Source organism: Streptomyces sp. NPDC006430 (assembly GCF_040612395.1).
Taxonomy (GTDB): domain Bacteria; phylum Actinomycetota; class Actinomycetes; order Streptomycetales; family Streptomycetaceae; genus Streptomyces.
This window is the reverse complement of record NZ_JBEXQA010000028.1, coordinates 36,994-55,083: the sequence shown is the minus strand read 5'-3', so window position 1 is coordinate 55,083 and position 18,090 is coordinate 36,994. Positions and strand designations below refer to the sequence as shown.

At 70.5% G+C, this 18,090-nt stretch carries 16 protein-coding genes; all 16 read left to right on the top strand.

The annotated features are described in order from the left end of the window. The first annotated feature begins 75 nt into the window (after positions 1 to 75). The 16 genes from ABZZ20_RS29275 to ABZZ20_RS29200 all read left to right on the top strand — a co-directional run bounded on the left by ABZZ20_RS29275 (position 76) and on the right by ABZZ20_RS29200 (position 18,086). The gene (locus ABZZ20_RS29275; protein ID WP_356874658.1) at positions 76 to 627 is read left to right on the top strand and encodes an SUMF1/EgtB/PvdO family nonheme iron enzyme; all 552 of its coding nucleotides are present in this window, start codon (positions 76 to 78) and stop codon (positions 625 to 627) included. Further along, on the top strand, positions 624 to 1,727 hold the full coding sequence (locus tag ABZZ20_RS29270) for a glycosyltransferase family 4 protein (protein ID WP_356874656.1): 1,104 nt from the start codon (positions 624 to 626) through the stop codon (positions 1,725 to 1,727). The genes ABZZ20_RS29275 and ABZZ20_RS29270 overlap by 4 nt, the downstream gene beginning before the upstream one ends. After that, the gene (locus tag ABZZ20_RS29265; protein ID WP_356874654.1) at positions 1,724 to 2,527 is read left to right on the top strand and encodes a reverse transcriptase domain-containing protein; all 804 of its coding nucleotides are present in this window, start codon (positions 1,724 to 1,726) and stop codon (positions 2,525 to 2,527) included. Before ABZZ20_RS29270 ends, ABZZ20_RS29265 begins: the two co-directional genes overlap by 4 nt. A gap of 19 nt (positions 2,528 to 2,546) precedes the next feature. Continuing rightward, the gene (locus ABZZ20_RS29260; protein WP_356874652.1) at positions 2,547 to 3,926 is read left to right on the top strand and encodes a glycosyltransferase family 4 protein; all 1,380 of its coding nucleotides are present in this window, start codon (positions 2,547 to 2,549) and stop codon (positions 3,924 to 3,926) included. After that, the gene (locus ABZZ20_RS29255; protein WP_356874650.1) at positions 3,923 to 4,750 is read left to right on the top strand and encodes a 5'-3' exonuclease H3TH domain-containing protein; all 828 of its coding nucleotides are present in this window, start codon (positions 3,923 to 3,925) and stop codon (positions 4,748 to 4,750) included. Before ABZZ20_RS29260 ends, ABZZ20_RS29255 begins: the two co-directional genes overlap by 4 nt. Then, positions 4,744 to 5,523 (top strand): HAD family hydrolase, encoded by a 780-nt coding sequence (locus tag ABZZ20_RS29250; RefSeq protein WP_356874648.1) that lies wholly within the window; start codon positions 4,744 to 4,746, stop codon positions 5,521 to 5,523. The genes ABZZ20_RS29255 and ABZZ20_RS29250 overlap by 7 nt, the downstream gene beginning before the upstream one ends. 64 nt (positions 5,524 to 5,587) lie before the next feature. Then, entirely contained in the window at positions 5,588 to 6,910 is a 1,323-nt protein-coding gene (locus ABZZ20_RS29245; protein WP_356874646.1) for an aminotransferase class I/II-fold pyridoxal phosphate-dependent enzyme, read from the top strand. Positions 6,911 to 7,378: 468 nt separating this feature from the next. Next, positions 7,379 to 9,250 carry an ABC transporter ATP-binding protein gene (locus ABZZ20_RS29240; RefSeq protein ID WP_356874717.1) on the top strand — a complete coding sequence of 624 codons (1,872 nt, stop codon included), beginning with the start codon at positions 7,379 to 7,381 and terminating at the stop codon, positions 9,248 to 9,250. After that, positions 9,247 to 9,417: a hypothetical protein gene (locus ABZZ20_RS29235; RefSeq protein ID WP_356874644.1), complete on the top strand. Its 171-nt coding sequence runs from the start codon at positions 9,247 to 9,249 to the stop codon at positions 9,415 to 9,417. The genes ABZZ20_RS29240 and ABZZ20_RS29235 overlap by 4 nt, the downstream gene beginning before the upstream one ends. Next, on the top strand, positions 9,414 to 10,559 hold the full coding sequence (locus ABZZ20_RS29230; protein WP_356874642.1) for an MFS transporter: 1,146 nt from the start codon (positions 9,414 to 9,416) through the stop codon (positions 10,557 to 10,559). The genes ABZZ20_RS29235 and ABZZ20_RS29230 overlap by 4 nt, the downstream gene beginning before the upstream one ends. A 327-nt stretch (positions 10,560 to 10,886) precedes the next feature. Further along, positions 10,887 to 12,272 (top strand): NUDIX domain-containing protein, encoded by a 1,386-nt coding sequence (locus ABZZ20_RS29225; protein WP_356874640.1) that lies wholly within the window; start codon positions 10,887 to 10,889, stop codon positions 12,270 to 12,272. Between the two features lie 53 nt (positions 12,273 to 12,325). Then, entirely contained in the window at positions 12,326 to 13,624 is a 1,299-nt protein-coding gene (locus tag ABZZ20_RS29220; RefSeq protein ID WP_356874638.1) for a 50S ribosomal protein L11 methyltransferase, read from the top strand. Positions 13,625 to 13,759: 135 nt separating this feature from the next. Further along, positions 13,760 to 14,020, top strand: a complete 261-nt coding sequence (locus ABZZ20_RS29215; protein ID WP_356874636.1) for an aldehyde-activating protein — start codon at positions 13,760 to 13,762, stop codon at positions 14,018 to 14,020. A 32-nt stretch (positions 14,021 to 14,052) separates the two neighbouring features. Then, entirely contained in the window at positions 14,053 to 14,412 is a 360-nt protein-coding gene (locus tag ABZZ20_RS29210; protein ID WP_356874634.1) for a class I SAM-dependent methyltransferase, read from the top strand. Between the two features lie 66 nt (positions 14,413 to 14,478). Next, complete coding sequence (locus ABZZ20_RS29205) at positions 14,479 to 15,732, top strand: site-specific integrase (protein ID WP_356874632.1); 1,254 nt, start codon at positions 14,479 to 14,481, stop codon at positions 15,730 to 15,732. Further along, a complete protein-coding gene (locus ABZZ20_RS29200; RefSeq protein ID WP_356874630.1) occupies positions 15,729 to 18,086 on the top strand; it encodes a site-specific integrase in 2,358 nt (785 codons plus the stop codon). Before ABZZ20_RS29205 ends, ABZZ20_RS29200 begins: the two co-directional genes overlap by 4 nt. Positions 18,087 to 18,090: the final 4 nt, after the last annotated feature.

Sequence of the window (18,090 nt, the reverse complement as noted above, 5' to 3'; positions counted from 1 at the left end):
AGCGGACCAGTTCTTCCTCCGGGGAGCGTGCCTGCTGCCCGGGACCCTTCCACGGTAGCGGCAGACGTCGATCCGGTGGAGTGGATCCGCATAACCGGCGGCCCCGTTACGGCCGGGGAATGGCACCCCACCCAGGAGGCGGCCACGCTGTGGTGGGCGTCGACGCCGCTGGCCGTCGCCGGGATGCCGGTCACCGGCCTGACGCTGCCCCAGGCCGCCCAGCTCGCACACCGGCTCGGGGCCAGGATCCCGACGTCCGCCGAATGGGAGTGGATGGCCGCGGGCGCAGTCCGTCGCTACCCCTGGGGCGATCAGGTCCCCGGGCCCGGGCACGCCAACCTGCGCGGCCTTGGCCCCGGCCAGCCCACGCCGGTCCGGTCCCACGCGGACGGCCACACCCCGGACGGCATCTGGGACGTGGGCGGCAACGTGTGGGAGTGGACGACGGCACCATGGCGCCGCGACCGGATCGCCCTGCTGCGCGGCGGCTCCTACAACTCCCTGTCCCAGTACGCCGAGTGCGCTCACGCCAACGACGTCCCGCCCGGCATCGTCTCGCCGGGCATCGGGCTGCGGCCCGTCCGTGACACCGCCCCCACCCCAGCAAGCACTGGAGCCACCGAGTGAACATCGTCTTCGTCCTGCTCACCCACAACCCCGATGAGCCCGCCGGGATCGAGCGCAGCATCGCTGCCCTCGCCGGCGGCCTGCGGGAACTCGGCCACCGCGTCCTGATCATCGCCGCCGGCCCCGCCACCCCCGACGACGGCCCGGACCTGCTCCGCCTGGACAGCCTGACCCTGCCGCGCCCCGCGGTGGAGGAGCACCTCACCGCCCTCCTCGCCGATCCCGCACCCGTGGAGCAGGAGGTCCGCCGCCTCCTGGCCGGGAACACGGTGGATCTCGTTTGCTGGGTGGACGCCGTGTGGGGGCTGGGGTACCTCAGTCCGGCCCCGGTGCACATGGCCACCGCGCTGATGGTGCACGTCCCGCGCACCGACGCTCCCCTGTACCGGAGCCTGGAGCACCGCCCGGGCCGGGTCCTGACGGTCTCCAACTTCATGGTCGAGGAACTGGCCCGCGAAGGCGTGGACACCGGTGAATGGGCGGTGGTCCCCAACGCACTCATGCACACCATCACGCCGCCGACGCCGGACGAGCGGGAGGTGCTGCGCGTGCAGGGACCCGTGCGGATCGTGGTCCGGGCCGAGCCGCACAAGGGCATCGCCGAACTACTGAAGGCCTACCCCGCCGGGCTGGGCAGGCCACTGCAGATCGTGCTGGCCGAGGCTGGCTTCGAGTACTGGCCGGGCATGCAGAACGAGGTGGTCACCGAGTGCCGGAACCTGGCCGCCGCCCTGCCCGACGTCGAGATCCTCCCCGCCCTGCCCTGGCAGAAGGTTCCCGGCTTCCTCGCGGGAGCCGCGGCCACGGTCATCTCCTCCACCAGCCCGGAGACGTTCGGGATGGTCGCCGCCGAGGCCCTGTCCGCGGGCACTCCGGTGGTCGGCTACGGGCTCGGGCACCTGCCCGCCCTCACCGGACCGGCCGGGCGGATGACCGCCTTGGAGAGCGGGCCCGAAGCCCTGTGGGAGACGCTCACGACCCTGCTCGGCGACGAGGCCGCCTACCACGCGGCCTCCGCACAGGGGCCGCGCCAGGTCGCCGCCCACACGCCGGCCGCTGTCGCCCAGGCGTTCCTGACCGCGACCGGGATGATCAGGTGACCAGCCGTACGGCGGCGCACTCGCTGCTGCAGCAGGCCATCGGCGAGCGGGCCCTGAAGCGGGCCGCCCGCCAGTGCATGGGCCGCACCGGCTCCCCCGGCGCGGACGGCATGACCTGGAGAGCCTTCCGCCAGGACATGCCCGCCCGCATCACCGGCCTGTCCGCAGCACTGTCGGCCGGAGCCTGGCGGCCCGGCCCGCTGCGCACCGAGGAGTTCGACGCCTGGGGTAAACGGCACACCGTCACCATCCCCACGGTCACCGACCGGATCGTCCACCGGGCGCTGCGCAACGCGATTGAGCCCATCCTGGAGCGGGACGCCTACCCGCCCTGGATGTTCGGCTGGCACTGGCGGGCCGGACGGCCCCTCGCGGTCGCGGCCGCCGCCCGACACCTGAACGCGGGGCTCACCTGGGTGGCCGACATCGACGTCGCCGCCGCCAGCCGCGGCGTCACGCTGGAGAACGCGATCAACTCCGTCGCCCGCTTCATCCACGACGGGAGCGTGCTCGCTCTGCTGCGCCGCATCCTGGCCGCGCTGCCCGACCCGCTCGCGCCGGGCAGCGGCCTGAGCCCGATGCTGACGAACCTGAGGATGACCCCCGTCGACCAGCAGCTGACCGGACGGACGGTCGTGCGGATGACGGACAACTACACCCTGTTCACCGCCACCAAGCCCGAGGCGGAAGCCGCCTACCGGCACCTGACCTGCCTGTTTGCCGCGCACGGGATGCAGCCGGCCGCGGCGAAGTCGAAGATCTGGCGCCCGAACCCGGAAGACCTCTACGCCGCAGGCTGACCTGGAAGGAGACACCCCGTTGTCCACGTCCACGACCAAAGCGCTGCTGTATTGCGCCGTGAACGGCATCGCGAACAACACCAACGGCATCGGCCGCCAGGCCAAGACCTTCCTGGCGACCCTCGCCCGCCACCACCACCGCCTGAGCGCGCATGCGGGCGCCTTCACCCCGTACCTGGCCGTCCCCGAGCCTGGCCCGGTCACCTGGGGCTACAACGAAGACGACCTCCGCTACGCACGCCTGATCGTCGAAGGCCTCGGCGGCAAGGTGATCACCCTTCCCTACGACACCCGCCGGCCCTTCTGGCACCCGGACACCTGGCGGCACCTGTCCGACGGCGCCGCGCGCTCCGCCGGGCACCTGGCCGACCGGCACGAGAAGGTGCTGGCCATCGGTGTCGACACCCCCTTCGCCGGTCTTGCCCACCACGCCCACCCGGGGGTGGAGGTGCTGCTGGCCCTGTTCTCCACCGCCCGGATCACCGAACGCCCCCACCCCGACCCCGGCCGCATCGCCTGGGAGGAAGAGGCCATCGCCGCCGTCGGCCTCAACCCGGGCGCCTGGGTCGCGGACATCGGCGACTTCCTCACCCGCCACCTCCAAGACCAGTACAGGCTCGATGCGGGCACGCTCCGGGCCTGGCCTTCCGGCCTCGACCTCACCGCCGCCGACCTCACCCCGCCGACCCGGGTCGAAGCCGAACGCATCGTGCGCGGCCTCGGCATCCCCGCGGGCCGCCCGGTCGTCGCCGCGATCGGCCGCACCGACCACACGAAGGGTCTCGACGTCCTCATCGAGGAACTCGCCCCTCTGCGCGAGAGTGTCCACTTGGCGATGGTCGCCGTCCCCACCGACGACGACCGCGCCGCCCTCCTGGACTTCTACCGCGAGCGAAGCGCCGAACTCGGGCTCAGCGCCACCATCATCGGCCGCTACGACCGGAACCTTCCCCGCGCGCTGGCCGCCTGGCCCGACACCGTCGCCATGGCCGTACCCAGCCGCGGCGAGACCCTGGCCAACATCGTCTTCGAAACCGCCCTGTGGGCCCAGCACACGGGAGCCGTCGTCCTGGCCCCGAACATCGACGGGTTCCCCGAACAGATCACCGACGGCCACAACGGCCTGCTCTACGACCCCGCCCCCGGCGCCCTGACCGCAGGTATCCGCCGCGCACTCGCCCTGACCAGCAGCGAACGCGGCCGGCTGCGCGCCGCCGCCCACCGCAAGGTCCTCGACCAGCGCAACGCCGCCGAGCACCTCGCGACGCTGCTGGCCACGTTCTGGCGGCCCCGCGCCACCCCCGTCGCTACACTCCATGGTCATCCGGCAACGGATGCCCGTACGCCACGGTCAAAGGCACCCACCAGCACGCACCATTCCCTGGAGGCCACGCCATGACCGCACCCCTGCTGCTCGTCGACGGCCACTACCTCCTGCACCGCGCCTGGTTCGGATTCGCCGCCCGCATCACCAACCGCGACAAGACCATCGACCGCACCGGCGTCTTCGGCTTCGCCGCGCTCCTGCGCAAAGCCCAGGTCCAGCACGCCGACGGCTTCGAGATCTTCGTGGTCTTCGACTCTGAGGACGGCTCCCAGGCCCGCGCCGGACAGGACAGCGACTACAAGGCCCAGCGCCCCGCCCCCGAGCCCGGCCTGATCGAGTCCCTCACCCTGGTCAAGGACGCCCTCGACCACAGCGGCGTCCGGTGGATCGAGCAGGACGGCCACGAGGCAGACGACGTCATCGCCACCCTGGCCACCACCGCCCGCGCCGACGGCCGCGCGGTGGACATCATGACCACCGACAAGGACTACATCCAGCTCCTGGCCGACCCCAGCGTGCGCCTGCTCAACACGGGCTTCGCCATGGAGCGCCGCTACACCGCCGGCGAGCACATCCTGCCCCGCTACGGCGTCCTCGCCGAGCAGTGGCCCGACTTCCGCGCCCTGATGGGCGACCCGGCCGACAACATCCCAGGCATCCGCGGCATCGGCGCCAAGACCGCCGCTCGGCTCCTGACCAACCGACGCCGCCTCGAGAACATCCCCGCCGGCGAACTGCGCCCCACCTGGACGCAGCAGTGGCCGCAGGTCCTGCGCTGGCGCGAAATGATCCAACTCGACAGGAAGACGGACCTCCCCGACGACCTGCTCACCGCCGCGCCCGCCGCGCCGCTGCCCAAGGCCCCGCACGTCCTGGAAGCGCTCGGCCTGTGGTGACACCGTCCAAGACCGCCATATGGGACTTCGACGGCACCCTCGGCCACCGCCGTTACGGAACCTGGGCCGAATGCCTCCTGGAAGTCCTGGACGTCCAGGAGCCCGGCCACCGCTGGGCCTTCCCCGAGATGTTCGAGGCGCTCGCCACCGGCTTCCCCTGGCACGCCGCACAGGAACCCCACACGCACCTGAGCGACCCCGACGCCTGGTGGGACCAGATCACCAACGTCGTCGCCCAGGCACTCACCCACCTCGGGCTCTCTCACTCCGCGGCCACAGCCGCGGCGGCGGCGACCCGCGCCGCCTACACCGACCCCACCGCGTGGAGCCTCTACCCACAGACACTGCGCGTCCTGGACCGGCTCACCGCGCATGGCTGGACGCACGTCCTCCTGTCCAACCACGTCCCCGAACTCCCCGCACTCCTGTCCGCTCTCGGCATCGACACCCGGTTCCAGGCGGTGGTCAACTCCGCGACCAGCGGCTACGAGAAACCCCACCCCCAAGCGTTCCGTCTCGCGCGGGCGGCGGCGGGCCCCGCACGCCGGCTCGTCATGATCGGCGACAACCCCCAGGCCGACGCAGCCGGGGCTCAACGCGCGGGCATCGACGCCATCTGGGTACGGCGTGACCAGCACACCGACACACCCGACCTCGATGCCGCCGCCCGCATCCTCCTGACCCCCGCACCCGTTCCGAACGGGCGGCATCCGGCTCTGCACGAGGTCCCCCCGTTGCAGCCAACTGCCCCCGAGGCGCTCCCCATCCGGTAACGTCGCCGACGTCCGCACCGCGGAAGCCCGGCAGCGCCCCGGCCCATGGCGCACCGGAGCCACCGTGCACGACACCATCCCGGCCCCCGCGCAGGCCGACTGCCTCACCGCCTTCGGAGCCCTTCGCGCCGGCACCGACCCGGACACCGAGACGACCATCGAGCTCGGGGAGGGCTGCAACCGCTTCCCGCCCTCCCCGGACCTCGGCCGCTACCTCTCCGCCCTGCTCGACCGCTTCATCCGCGACGGAACCCTCTCCGCGTACGCCGGCCGGAATCAGGCGGGCGCCCGGGCGGTGATGGCCGAACTCCTCGGCAGCCACCTGAACATGACGCTGGACCCGTCCGACGTCTTCTTCACCCGCGGTGGCACAGAGGCCATCAGCCTGGCCATCTCCTATCTCGCCGCGACCGGCCACGGTCTGATCCTGCCGCTGCCGAACTACTACGCCTTCGACCAGTGCGCTGTTCGCTGGGGAGCCCCGGTGACCGGCTACTACCGGCTCGACGGCACCCTCCATCCCACCAGCACGTCCCCGGCTGCGCGCACCTGCCTCGTTGAGGTACTCCCCAACGGCGTCACCGGCGCCCACCACACCCTGCCCGACCGGTCCGAACCGGACTTCACGCTCCTCGACGTCCCCTTCCAGATCGGGGCCGAAGGCCCGCAGCCCGCCGCGATGCTCCGCGACCGCGTCCTTGACATCGACCTGAGCCAGGCCGCCCTGATCCTGACCGCTTCCAAGGACCTGTCCCTTCCCGGGCTGCGCGCAGCTGTCGTCGTCACCCGGAACAAGGCGCTGTTGCAGCACCTTGCCCGCGACCGGTTCGAGCGGATGGCAATGAGCGGGGATCCCGTCGGCGAGGTCGTCATGCTCTTCTACGCCTCCCTCCTCACCGTGGTGGAGGCGCCCGGCGAGCAGACGGCCAAGCTCGTCCAGATCGCCCAGGACAGCGTCCGCCGAGCAGGTCTTGCGGCACTCCCCGAGGTAGAGACCTTCCGCCGCGTCCGCGACCACCTGGCCGTCATGGCCGAGCGCTTCCGACACAACGCTCACGCGTTCGATGGCCCAGGGTCTCCGTTGCGGCGCCTGACGGGTATGGAGCCGGCCGCGGGTTACTCCGCGTTCGCCGAACTCAGAACCCCGCAAGATGACTTCCTTGCCTGGGTGGTGCGGTGCGGGCGAACGGGGCTGCGGATCAACCCGACCGTCGTTCACGGCGGGACCTCTGCCGCCTGGGACGCGCTGTATCCCGGCGCCCAGCTCCTGCGGCTCAACCTCTCGGAGACCCCGGTCACCTTCCAGCAGGGCCTGGACATGATCCGTCTCCACACACGCTGCCCCACTCCTGCATTGGGTGGGCGGAAGGACCGCGCAAGCCCCTGATCGGGTGCCGCACGTCGGCAACCACTCGAACGTGTGAGTTCAAAAGCGATCCGGCAGACACCCCTTGACCCGGACACCAGGATCGCATTCGCGTTCGAACCATTCGCCCGTCCGGGGCCGTTACGGCCCCGGATTCGGCGCGTTCTTAGAGCACCAGTACCAGTCGTGAGCCCATCCGGAGGACCCCGTGAATCTCCTGCCGAAGCACCTCGACACCCTCCCATTAATCGAACATCACGCGCCCGCCCCGTGCCTGCCCTCTGCGGGGGGTCGTGTTGAAGCCTCATCGTCCTGCTGCCGCGGCTCACGACCGGATTCCTGGAGGGCTGCGTGAGCAAGGACGCGGAGAGCGGCTCCGGCGTCGCGGGGGTGTCGGATTCCGAGCGGCTCCTCTTCGGCGGCGAGTTGGCCTACGACATCGGCTGGGACAAGCACGAGGGCGCCTGGCTCAAGCTCGGGCTCTGGACAATGGCACGGCAGCTCCCGCGTCTGGCGGGGACCGGCCTGCGGCTCGCCCACCTCGCCGACGCACGGGCCCTGCGGGTGGTCTTGGCCTCGGAGGCCGGGCGGGGCGTCGCGCAGGCGGTCGGCCTGGTCGCGGTCAACAGCGTGCTCGGCCACGTCCTCGCGGCCGGCAGCACGAACGAGCGCCTGGCGCAGGCGCTGCCCGCGCTCGCGGTCGTGGCCGTCACAGCGTTCCTCGGGTCGCTCCTGCGCTCGGCCTCGACGGCGGCCACCGGGGCGCTGGAGCCGAAGGTGCAGCGAGTGGCCACCGAGCAGTACCTCGGGTTGGTGCACCGCACGGAGTTGTCGGCGATCGAGGACGACGAGTTCCACCGGCTGCTGGACGCGGCCCGGTACGGAGCCGACTCGGCCCGGCGGATGATCCGGTACTGCACCAACACCCTGAACTCCGCGGTGTCGCTGATCGCCGCGGCGGGCGTGCTCACCGTTCTGCACCCGGTGCTGCTGCCGCTCTTGGTGCTGATGACGCTGCCGAGTGCGTGGAGTTCGCTGATGATCTCCCGCCAGCGGTACATCTCCTTCCACGCCTTCGTCCAGCACGCCCGCGCCGGGCACCTACTCGGCCAGCTGCTGACCCAGAAGGAAGCGGCCGCCGAGGTCCGCGTCCACGGCGTCGGGCCGTTCCTGCTCGGGCACTTCCGGGCCATGGCCGAGACCAGCGAGCGCGAGCAGACCCGGCTGGCCCGTCGGGCCGCCCGGATCGGGCTCGCCGCCGACGGCGCCGGCGGCCTCGCCACGCTTCTCACCTACGGCGCCCTGGGGGCCCTCCTCTGGGGCGGAGCCATGGAACTCGCTGTCGCCGGCACGGCGGTACTGGCTATCCGCACCGGCGCCGCCAGCCTCGACAGCTTGGTGCTCCAGGTCACCGAACTCCACCAGGAGTCCCTGTTCGTCGCCGACTTCGAGCAGCTGTGCCAGGAGGCGAAGACCCGGGCCATCCCCATGGGCGGGGACCCGCTACCAGAGCGGCTGCGGGAGGTCCGGTTCGAGAAGGTCACCTTCACGTACCCCGGCAGCGGCCAGTCCCTGCCTGAGCCCACGTTGCGCGAGGTGTCCCTGGCGCTCCCGACGGGGAAGATCATCGCGCTGGTGGGTGAGAACGGCTCCGGCAAGTCCACTCTGGTCAGGCTCCTCGCCGGCCTCTACCTTCCGGACGAGGGCAGCGGCACGATCTGGTGGGACGACGTCGATGCCCGTACTGCCGACCGCGACCAGGTCTTCGGCCGCGTCGCGTTGATGTCGCAGGACTTCTACCACTGGCCTTTCACGTTCCGGGTGAACGTCGGGATCGGGCAGCCCGGTCAGGCCATCGACGACCGGGCGGTCGAGGAGGCCTCCGGATTCTCCGGTGCCGACGAGGTCCTCAACGGCCTGCCTCGCGGGCTCGGCACGCTGCTGGCCCGCGGCTACCGCGGCGGGCACCAGATCTCCGGCGGGCAGTGGCAGCGCATCGGCATCGCGCGGGCCAAGTACCGGCAGGCCGAGATCCTGATCGTGGACGAGCCCACCAGCGCCCTGGACGCGGTCGCGGAGCAGCGGGTCTTCGACCAGATCAGGGCGCTGGCCGCGACCACCGGGCAGACGATCGTGCTCATCACCCACCGCCTGCATTCCGTGCGCCATGCAGACCTGATCCACGTCTTGAAGGACGGCCGGGTCGCCGAGTCGGGCACCTGGGAGGAACTGATGGACCCGGCTACTGGCACGGGGGACTTCCGCGACGCCTACCTCGTCCAGGCCGCTGCCTTCGATGTCGCGATCCCCAGCCAGTCGGCCGGCGACCACGACACTCTGCGCGCCCAGGGCAACGCATGACCGCCGCCGCGCCCCAGGAACAGGCTGGCGGGGTGAACGTCCGCCCGGCGTCGGGACGGGACGAGGCCCGACCGCAGACCAGCTCGCAGACCGAGTGCCGTCCGCCTGTCCCCGTTCCCGATGCCCTGCCCACGGGCCGGCTGCTGACGGAGGCCGTCCTGTGGTGACGCTGCCCCGCCCCCGGCCTTCCGCCCACAAGAGGGCACCGGTACTTGGGACGGGGTTCCGGTTGTACCTCGGCGGGGAGTCCGCTGGCCTGGTCGGGACGTCGGTGCACCTGGTGGCCCTGCCCACCCTGGCCGTCCTCCAACTGGACGCGACGGCCGGGCAGGCCGCGCTGCTCTCCTCTCTGGCTCACCTGCCCACCTTCCTCCTGGCCCTCCCTGCCGGCGGCATCGTCGACCGGTACGCCAAGCGGGCTCTGCTGGTGGGCACCGACCTGGCCGGTGCTGCTGTCGTCACGGTGGTTCCCGTGGCGGCGCTGGCCGGGGTGTTGTCAATGTCCGTGCTGTACGCGGTCGCGTTGGTCCTGGGTGCGGTGACCGTGCTGCACCAGGCGGCGGCCATCGCGATCGTGCCTCAGCTGGTCGAACCCGCCCTGCTGCACCGGGCCAACGCCCGGGTGGGTGCCGCGTTCGGGGCCGCGGACACGGCCGGAACCTATCTCGGCACCGCGGTCGTCGCGGCCGTGGGCGCGGCCAAGGCCTTCTGGCTGGACGCCTTGTCGTATCTGGTGTCTGCCTGCTGCGCATCCCGGATTCCGGAGCCCGGTCAGCCGGCAGCGGGCGAGGGGCGGCCCAGGCGCAGGTTGGCCGGGGAGATCTGGGAGGGCCTGGCCTACACCGTGCGGACTCCGCTGGTCCGGGACCTCGTGTTCGCGCTGACCCTGACCGGTGTGGGCGTCGGTGTGACTGGCGCGCTGTTCGCGTACTACCTGCTGACCGCGCTGGAGGCGGGACCTACCGGGCTGGGGATCGTGATGGGCGTCTCCGGCGTCGGCGCGCTCGCCGGCGCCCTGGCAGCGCCGCGGATCGTGGCCCGGTTCGGCCCTGGCCCCACCCTGCTCGCCGGGTTCGCGACCTGCCCAGTGGCGGGCGTGCCCCTGCTGTTGGCCCGGCCGGGGCCCGTCTGGCTTGCCGTCCTCGCCGCGGCGGGCGGCCTCCAGCTCGCCGCCGCGGCGGTGGCAGGTACCACCCAGCGATGCGCCAGCAGATCTGCCCACCGCACCTGCAGGCGCGGGCGCAGCAGACGTCGACCTGGCTGGTCTCGGGGAGCAAGCCGTTCGCGGCCCTGGCCGGCGGCGCCGTAGCCACTTCGTTCGGGGCACGTACCGCTCTGGCCGTCGGGACGCTGGTGCTGGTCTTGCCGGTGATCGTGCTCTGGCGCTCCCCGGTCAGCCGCCTGACCGCGATGCCCGTCCCCGCACCTCCCCCCGACGACTCCGCCCTCGCCCGAGGTACACGTCCACCCGCTGATGCCGCAGGAGCGGACCCTCACCCGTGAGCGCCGCCGACACCTCCATCCCGCCGTCCCACCGACCTGTGAGGCCCTCATGCCACCCGCCCGCGCACACATCCGCGATCTCGTCACCGCCTACCTGGAAAGGCACCCAGCTGAAGTTCCTTTACTGACACCTATGTTGCAGTTGCTGGACGAAGACTCCGAGCCCACGAGCCGCTCGACCATGCCGGGGCACATCACGTGCAGCGCGGTCGTCGTCGACCACAACCGCCAGGTCCTGCTCGTCCACCACAACACGTTCGGGCTCCTGCTGGCACCCGGCGGGCACGTCGAGGCCGGGGATCACTCGCTGCTGGAGACGGCGCTGCGCGAGATCCACGAGGAGGCCGGCATTCCGACCGGCGCCCTGTGTGCCACCGCCACCTACGGGAGCCTGCCCATCGACATCGACGTCTTCGACATCGACGCCAACCCGGCCAAGGGCGAGGCCGCGCACCAGCACTGGGACTTCCGCTTCGTCTTCCAGCTGGTGGACAGGGACGTCAAGGTCACGGTGCAACCGGAGGAGGTCTCGGCACCGCAGTGGGTCGCCTTCGACAAGGTCACGGCCCCGCAGCTGCGGGCGAAGCTCTCCGCGTCCGGGCTCGAAGGCCTCATCGAGCCGGTCAATGCCTCGGCGCTGATCCACGACGGGCACGGCCGCTACCTGCTGCACCTGCGCGATGATCTCCCCGGCATCTGGGAGCCCGGGTCTTGGGCGCTGCTCGACGGAGGCCGCGAGCCGGGCGATACCTCGCTCGAGGACACCGTCCGCCGTGAACTGTGTGAGGAGGCCGGGCTCGAGCCGGGGATCGTGGAGCCGTTTGCCGTCGAGTTCGCCACCGGTACAGACGGCCTGACCGTGCCGGTGCAGGTGTTCACCGCCCTGTGGAACGGCGACCCTGCGCGCTTGCCGCTCGCCGAGGGCGTGATGCTGGCCTGGTTCCGCCCCGACGCCATGGAGCGCCTGAGGCTGAGCTCCTCGGCCCTGGACCTCGTACGCCGACACGCCCACGACGCCGCCCGCAGCACGACAGCGCCCCAGGACGCCTCCCTCGCGCCGGACAGGCCGAAGGCGGGCAGCACCAGCGTCCCGCACATCGTCGGCGTCCACCTCTACCTGGAACGCGACGGCCAGGTGCTGCTCGACCTGCGGCACCCCGGCTCCGCGTACGCCGGCGGCACGCACCACTTCCTCGCCGGGCACTGCGAGCAGGAGTCCGCCGTGGCCTGCCTGGTCCGCGAGGCGCAGGAAGAGGCCGGGCTGCTCATCGACCCGGCCGACGTCGAGCTCGCGCACGTGGTGCACATGGTCGACGAGCCCGGAGACCAGCCCAGAATCGGGTTCGTCTTCCGCGCCCGGCAGTGGACGGGAACCCCCGAGGTCCGGGAGCCGGACCGTTGCGTCTCCTGGGGCTGGTGGCCCGCCGACGCCCTCCCCGAGCCGATCGTCCCCTACACCCGAGCGGCGATCGAAGGCATCCGCGCCGGTCGCCCCTACACCGAGCTCGGGTGGACCTGACCGCCCCGCGCTTCCCGCCAGCAGTCCCCGTCCCCCTGCCCAAGGAGTCGTACGTGCCCGATCCCCTCGCACCGCCCGCCCGGACCGAAACTTCCCCTGAGGAGCGAGCGAGGGTCGCGCGGGCGGAGATGGTCGCCGGCCTGGAAGCGGCCGGCCATCTCCGGGCGGGCCCGGTCCGGGACGCCTTCCTCGCAGTGCGGCGGGAGGTGCTGATGCCGCAGGCGTACGTGAGGCGCAGCGGCCCGGACGAGACCCCGCCGCGCTGGGACCTGCTCGACTGGGCAGTGCCCGCGGACCGGCAGGAGCTGCTCGGGCTGCTGTACGGAGGAGAGAGCGTGCTGGTCCAGCACGACGGCGAGCCGGTCCTGGGCCGGGTGCCGACCCCGAGGTCGGGCGGGTCGATGACGGCGATGTCCAGCACGGCCGGCATGACCGTCGCGCGCCTCCAGCAACTGGATCTGCGGCCGGGGCAGCGGGTCCTGGATGTCGGGACCGGTGCGGGAGTGACCGCGGCCGTCGCCTGCGTGATCGCAGGTGATGCCGGGGTGGTCACCGTGGACCGGGACGAGCACGTCACCGCCGCCGCCCGCGAGCGGCTGGCGTTGCTCGGCCACCGGCCGACGGCCGTGACGGGGAACGGGCAGAACGGCTGGCCCGCCGGCGCCGACTACGACCGGATCTTCGTGTCGTACGCGGTCACCCGGGTGCCCGATGCCTGGCCGCAGCAACTGGCCGCCGACGGGCTCGTGCTCGCGACCTTGTCGACGTCCTCGCCGTCCTGGCCGGGCCTGGCCGTCCTCACCAGGACCGGCAGCGGTCGCGTCCGGGCCCGTCTGGAAGCGGTGCACCTCGGGCACCGGGCGGGCCACGGCTGGAGCCAGCTCTACCTGAAGCCCGGTCTGCGGGGACGGATCGAGGCCGCGGACGGGGGCAGCACCCGCACCACGCACATCGGCCCGCCGCCGGATGATGCGCAGGGTCTGTGGCTGGCCCTGGACCACCTGCACCCCGGGCTCGTACGGAACTGGGCTGCCGACCACCTGGTCATCGGGGCCCCCGCCTGCGGGTCCTGGGTCACTGCCCGGCCGGACGACTCCGGGACGTGGACGGTCACGGTCTGCGGGCCTCGCGACATCTGGGCGGAGATCCAGAACACCGCCACCCGATGGCAGGCGGCCGGAGCACCGTCCTCATACCGGCTGCACCTCGAACCGGACGGAGCCCAGTGGGTCAGCGCCGGCAGCGGGCCGAACGAGTTGTCCTGGCCACTGCCCGCCGCCCTCCAGCCGGCAGGGACCGTCCCGCCGCAAGCCCCCGAACCCACCCTGGTGCCGAAGGAGTTCACCTCATGACCTCACCCGCCCCCACTTCCACCGCTGCCCGGTCCGGCGGCTGCCTGTGCAAGAAGGTCCAGTTCACGGTCACCGGGGAGCCCGATTACCCCCACCTGCAGTTGCCGGGACTGTCAGGGCCTGTCGGGGGCACCGATGATGTCGTGGGTCTCCTTCCCACTCGACGGTCTGGCCTGGTCTGGCGCCGAACCGTCGTGGCACTACACGTGGCCGGACTCCAAGCGCGGCTTCTGCCCGTCCTGCGGCAGCCAGATCTGCGCCCTCGACGACGGCGCCACCAGCATCGCAGTCACCCTCTCCGCGCTGGGCAACCCGCCCGACCTGGTCCCGGTCAACCAGTCTTTCCGGGAGACCGCCGTGCCCTGGCTGCCCCAGGTCACCGACACCCGCCGTTGAACACCACGCCCACACCACGAGATCGGAGACCCGTGTCCCTGTTCGACTCGGTGGACCACTACTACGCCCGATACCGCCCTCGGCTGCCCGACCAGGTGGTCCAGCTCCTGGCCCGGGAACTGGCCGGCATGGCGGCGCCCAGGCTGCTGGACCTCGGCGCCGGCACCGGACAGGTCGCCCTGTCCATGCTGCCGACCTTGCCTCCCGCATCCCACCTGGACCTCGTGGACCAGGAGGAGGGGATGCTCCGCATCGCGCTCGACGAGCTCGGACTCCAGCTGGGCGAGCGCACCGCCACCGTGCACGCCGTCCCGGCTGAGAAGTTCACCCCCGCCCAACCCGGCTATCAGGCGGATCTGGTCACCTGCTGCCGGGCGTTCCACCCCGTTTAGTGAACTAAGTGTCGAATAATGCCAGGTCAGGTGGGTTGCAGCGTGTCTGCGTGTGGAGGGGTGTGAATGTTGCTCAACTTCTTGCTTGTGAACGAAAGAATGCTTGTCCGCGACATCGGCCGCCTTCGCTTGGCCCAGGTTGGTCGAGTCGCCCCATCCAGCGGTGACGTGCCGTTCCTGGTGCTCGACGCACACGACCAGCCCGTAGTACCGGTACTCGATTACCTCCGCACCTGTCAGGCATGCAGCTTCGAGTCGTTGAGTATCGAGGCGTACGCCCGCGCGCTTCTGCGCTGGTTCCGATTCCTGTGGGCCGTTGAGGTTCCCTGGGACCGAGCGACGAGCGTTGAAGCACGGGACCTCACGCTCTGGCTCCAGCAGAACCAGTTCCACCGACACAAGCCCCGCCCCGGCCGGGCAGGAACCGTGAACACGACGACTGGTAAACGGCGTCCGGGGAATGGCACCGCGCCGACCACGATCAATCAAACGTTGTCCGTGATCAGTGAGTTCTACAAGCACCACCTGAGCACGGGGGCCGGTCCGCTGCTCAACCCGGTGCCAGCCCGACGGCCGGGGCCTGGTGGAGAACGGTACGCGGCGCATCACAATCCACTGCAGTCGTTTCCGAGCAGTCGTAGGGCAGCGTTCCGGCAGAAGGTACCCAAGCGAGCGCCGCGATCCCTGCCCGACGAGGCGTTCGACGAGCTGTTCGCGTCGATGAGGTACGACCGCGACCGCGCGCTACTCGCCTTCTACGTCAGCAGCGCGTCGCGTCCGAGCGAACTCCTGGGCGTCACCAACAAGTTGGTCGATCCGGGGAACCAGACGATCGGCGTCATCCGCAAGGGCACGAAAGCACTTCAGCATGTGCCGGCCTCACCAGACGCGTTCGTATGGCTGCGGCTGTATCAGCGGGATCTTCCTGTTTCGTGCCATCGTGGCTCCGCGCCGGTGTTCTGGACGCTGCGCCGCCCCTGGCGGCCCCTTGAATACGACGCCGCTCGGGCTGTCCTGCTGCGGGCGCAGAAGGCGCTGGGCACGGACTGGACCTTGCATGACCTGCGGCACACGGCACTCATGCGGATGGCCCAAGACCTGAACCTGCTGGAAGTTCGGGACATCGCCGGCCACGGATCACTGAGGTCGACCGAGCAGTACCTGCAGCCGCGGCAGCAGGAGGTGCTGGCCCATGCGCGCGAGCATTTCGAGCGGCTACGAGATCCGCAACGCCGACGCGACGCCCAGCCACAGATGCCCTCTCCGGTGCTCGGCTACGACACCAACGACATGCTCGAACTGTTCGGAGGAACGTCATGAGGGTGGTCGATCCGCCTCCGGTGATGCCGGAGATCTCCACCACGCTCCCAGGGGCAGAGACGGTGGACCGGTGGCCCGCTGAGTGGCGCCCCTGGCCCGGGACACAACTGAGCGAGCAGGACATCGTCGACCAAATTTCTGCCCTGCTCACACTCACGGACAAGCGTTATCAGGCAGCCACCCGCGGAGTCCGAACCGTCCTGGCGGCTCTGCGCCGGACAGAGGGCAATTGTTGGCATCAACGGTGGAAAGACGGCGGCTGGGATGAGGCCGCCGATCTGACGACCGTGTTCGGCGATGCGGTACGGCACAGTGCATTCAAGAGCGGCGAGGTCATGCACGGGCTGGGCATCCTGCTCTGCCTGGATGTCATCCGCCCCTCCTACAACTGGCTCGGCCGCTTCCGATTCTCCGCCGGTTTCGAGCGCCTCCGCCTGACCCGCGACCCCGAGTTCTTCACAGCCGTCCACGACGCGTGCCGGGCACGGAAGGCGACCCGGACGCAAGAACAGCAGGCCGTGCGAATGCTGACCTTCCCGCTCGCGCGCACGGGGAAGAAGCCCCGCGAGCTCACCTGCCAGGACATGCTCGACCTGTGGCAAGGGCTCCTGATCCGCAGAGGGCAGCGCCCTTCCGGGCTCACCCTGGCCTGGGACGTTCTGCGGGAACTCGACATCCTTCCACCAGACACTCCCGCCCTACATGACGCCGTGCGCCGCCAGCGGCCGAACGTCCCCGAGATGGTCGACTTCTACGGTCTGGCCTGCACCGACGTGCGTGATCTGATCGTCCGGTACGTGAGCGAACGCGCGCCGGCCATCGACTACAGCACCACGCGTCAGATCATCTGGAAGCTCGCCTCCCGCTTTTGGAAGGACCTGGAAGACCATCACCCCGGTGTCGACAGCCTGCATCTGTCCCACGAGGTTGCCAACGCGTGGAAGAAGCGCATGGGGCACGAAAATCCGGACCGCCCTTACGAGGGCTACTCGGTTCTTTTCGCTGTCCGCGCGTTCTACCTGGATATCTCCCAGTGGGCTCTGCACGATGCCTACTGGGCACGCTGGGCGGCACCGTGCCCCGTCTCCCTCCAGGACACCAAGGGGGTCGCCAAGCACCGCAAGCACGTAACCGCCCGGATGCACCAGAAGGTCCGCCAGTTGGCACCGCTGCTGCCTCACCTGATGTCCAGCGTGGAAAATCGGCTCTCCTTCCAGCAGGAGTTCATCGATCGTGCCCTCGCTGTCGCACCGGGTGATGAGTTCACCCATGGCGGGCGCACCCACCGGCGCCGCGTCTACACGGCGGTCAAAGACGAAGGCGAGACAGAGCTTCGTCGCCTGCATGCCACCGACCCGGCCACCGGCAAGCACCTCGACCTGCTCTACGCCGAAGAGCGCGCCTTCTGGACCTGGGCGGTCGTCAACACCTTCTTCTACACCGGCGTTCGGGTCGAAGAACTACTGGAGATCACCCAGACCGCACTCACCACGCTCCGACTCCCGGACTCCGGCGAGACAGTGCCCCTACTGCAGATCGTGCCGTCCAAGTCCGACGTGGAACGCGTCCTACTCGTCCCGCCGGAGCTCGCCCACGTCCTGGCCAGAATCAAGCAACGGGTCCGCGACGACCAGGAGGCCATCCCGCTGGTACAGCGATGGGACCCCCATGACCGGGTACTCAGCCCACCGCTGCCGTTTCTTTTCCAGCGCCGCAGCGGCGTGCAACGGCGAGTCATCACCGACACCTATGTTCAGCGGCTGGTCAATGAAGCCCTGACCACGCTCGGCCACGGCGAGTTGAATTTGACCCCGCACGACTTCCGGAGGCTGTTCGCGAGCGAGGCCGTCAGCAGCGGCCTGCCCCCGCACATCGTCGCCAAGATTCTTGGGCACGAACACTTGTCCACGACTGAGCATTACATGGCCGTATATCCAGAAGACATGCTTCGCCATTACCGCGCATTCCTCGCCAAGCGCCGCAACCTGCGGCCGAGCGAGGAGTACCGGGATCCCACCACAGAAGAGTGGGAAGAATTCCACCAGCACTTCGCCAAACGGAAGGTCGAACTCGGAGCCTGTGGCCGCGGATACGGCACTCCGTGCGCCCACGAACACGCCTGCCTGCGATGCCCCCTCCTGCAGCCGGACCCTGCCCAGAAGCGCCGACTCGACGAGATCCTCGCCAACCTCCGCGAGCGTCTGGCCGAGGCCCACGAACGCGGCTGGCTCGGCGAGGTCGAAGGGCTCGAGATCACCATCGCCGCCGCCGAACGCAAACTCGCCGGCATGACCCGCCAGACCAACCTCGGCATGCCCGCCATCCCGCCTCGCCGACAGCCAGACCAGCCCTGAAGGA

Bases quoted from the DNA above. Each gene is read 5' to 3' on its own strand.
- ABZZ20_RS29215 (WP_356874636.1), top strand. From the start codon at position 13,760: ATGATGTCGTGGGTCTCCTTCCCACTCGACGGTCTGGCCTGGTCTGGC.
- ABZZ20_RS29225 (WP_356874640.1), top strand. From the start codon at position 10,887: ATGTTGCAGTTGCTGGACGAAGACTCCGAGCCCACGAGCCGCTCGACC.
- ABZZ20_RS29255 (WP_356874650.1), top strand. From the start codon at position 3,923: ATGACCGCACCCCTGCTGCTCGTCGACGGCCACTACCTCCTGCACCGC.
- ABZZ20_RS29240 (WP_356874717.1), top strand. From the start codon at position 7,379: ATGGCACGGCAGCTCCCGCGTCTGGCGGGGACCGGCCTGCGGCTCGCC.
- ABZZ20_RS29235 (WP_356874644.1), top strand. From the start codon at position 9,247: ATGACCGCCGCCGCGCCCCAGGAACAGGCTGGCGGGGTGAACGTCCGC.
- ABZZ20_RS29200 (WP_356874630.1), top strand. From the start codon at position 15,729: ATGAGGGTGGTCGATCCGCCTCCGGTGATGCCGGAGATCTCCACCACG.
- ABZZ20_RS29205 (WP_356874632.1), top strand. From the start codon at position 14,479: ATGTTGCTCAACTTCTTGCTTGTGAACGAAAGAATGCTTGTCCGCGAC.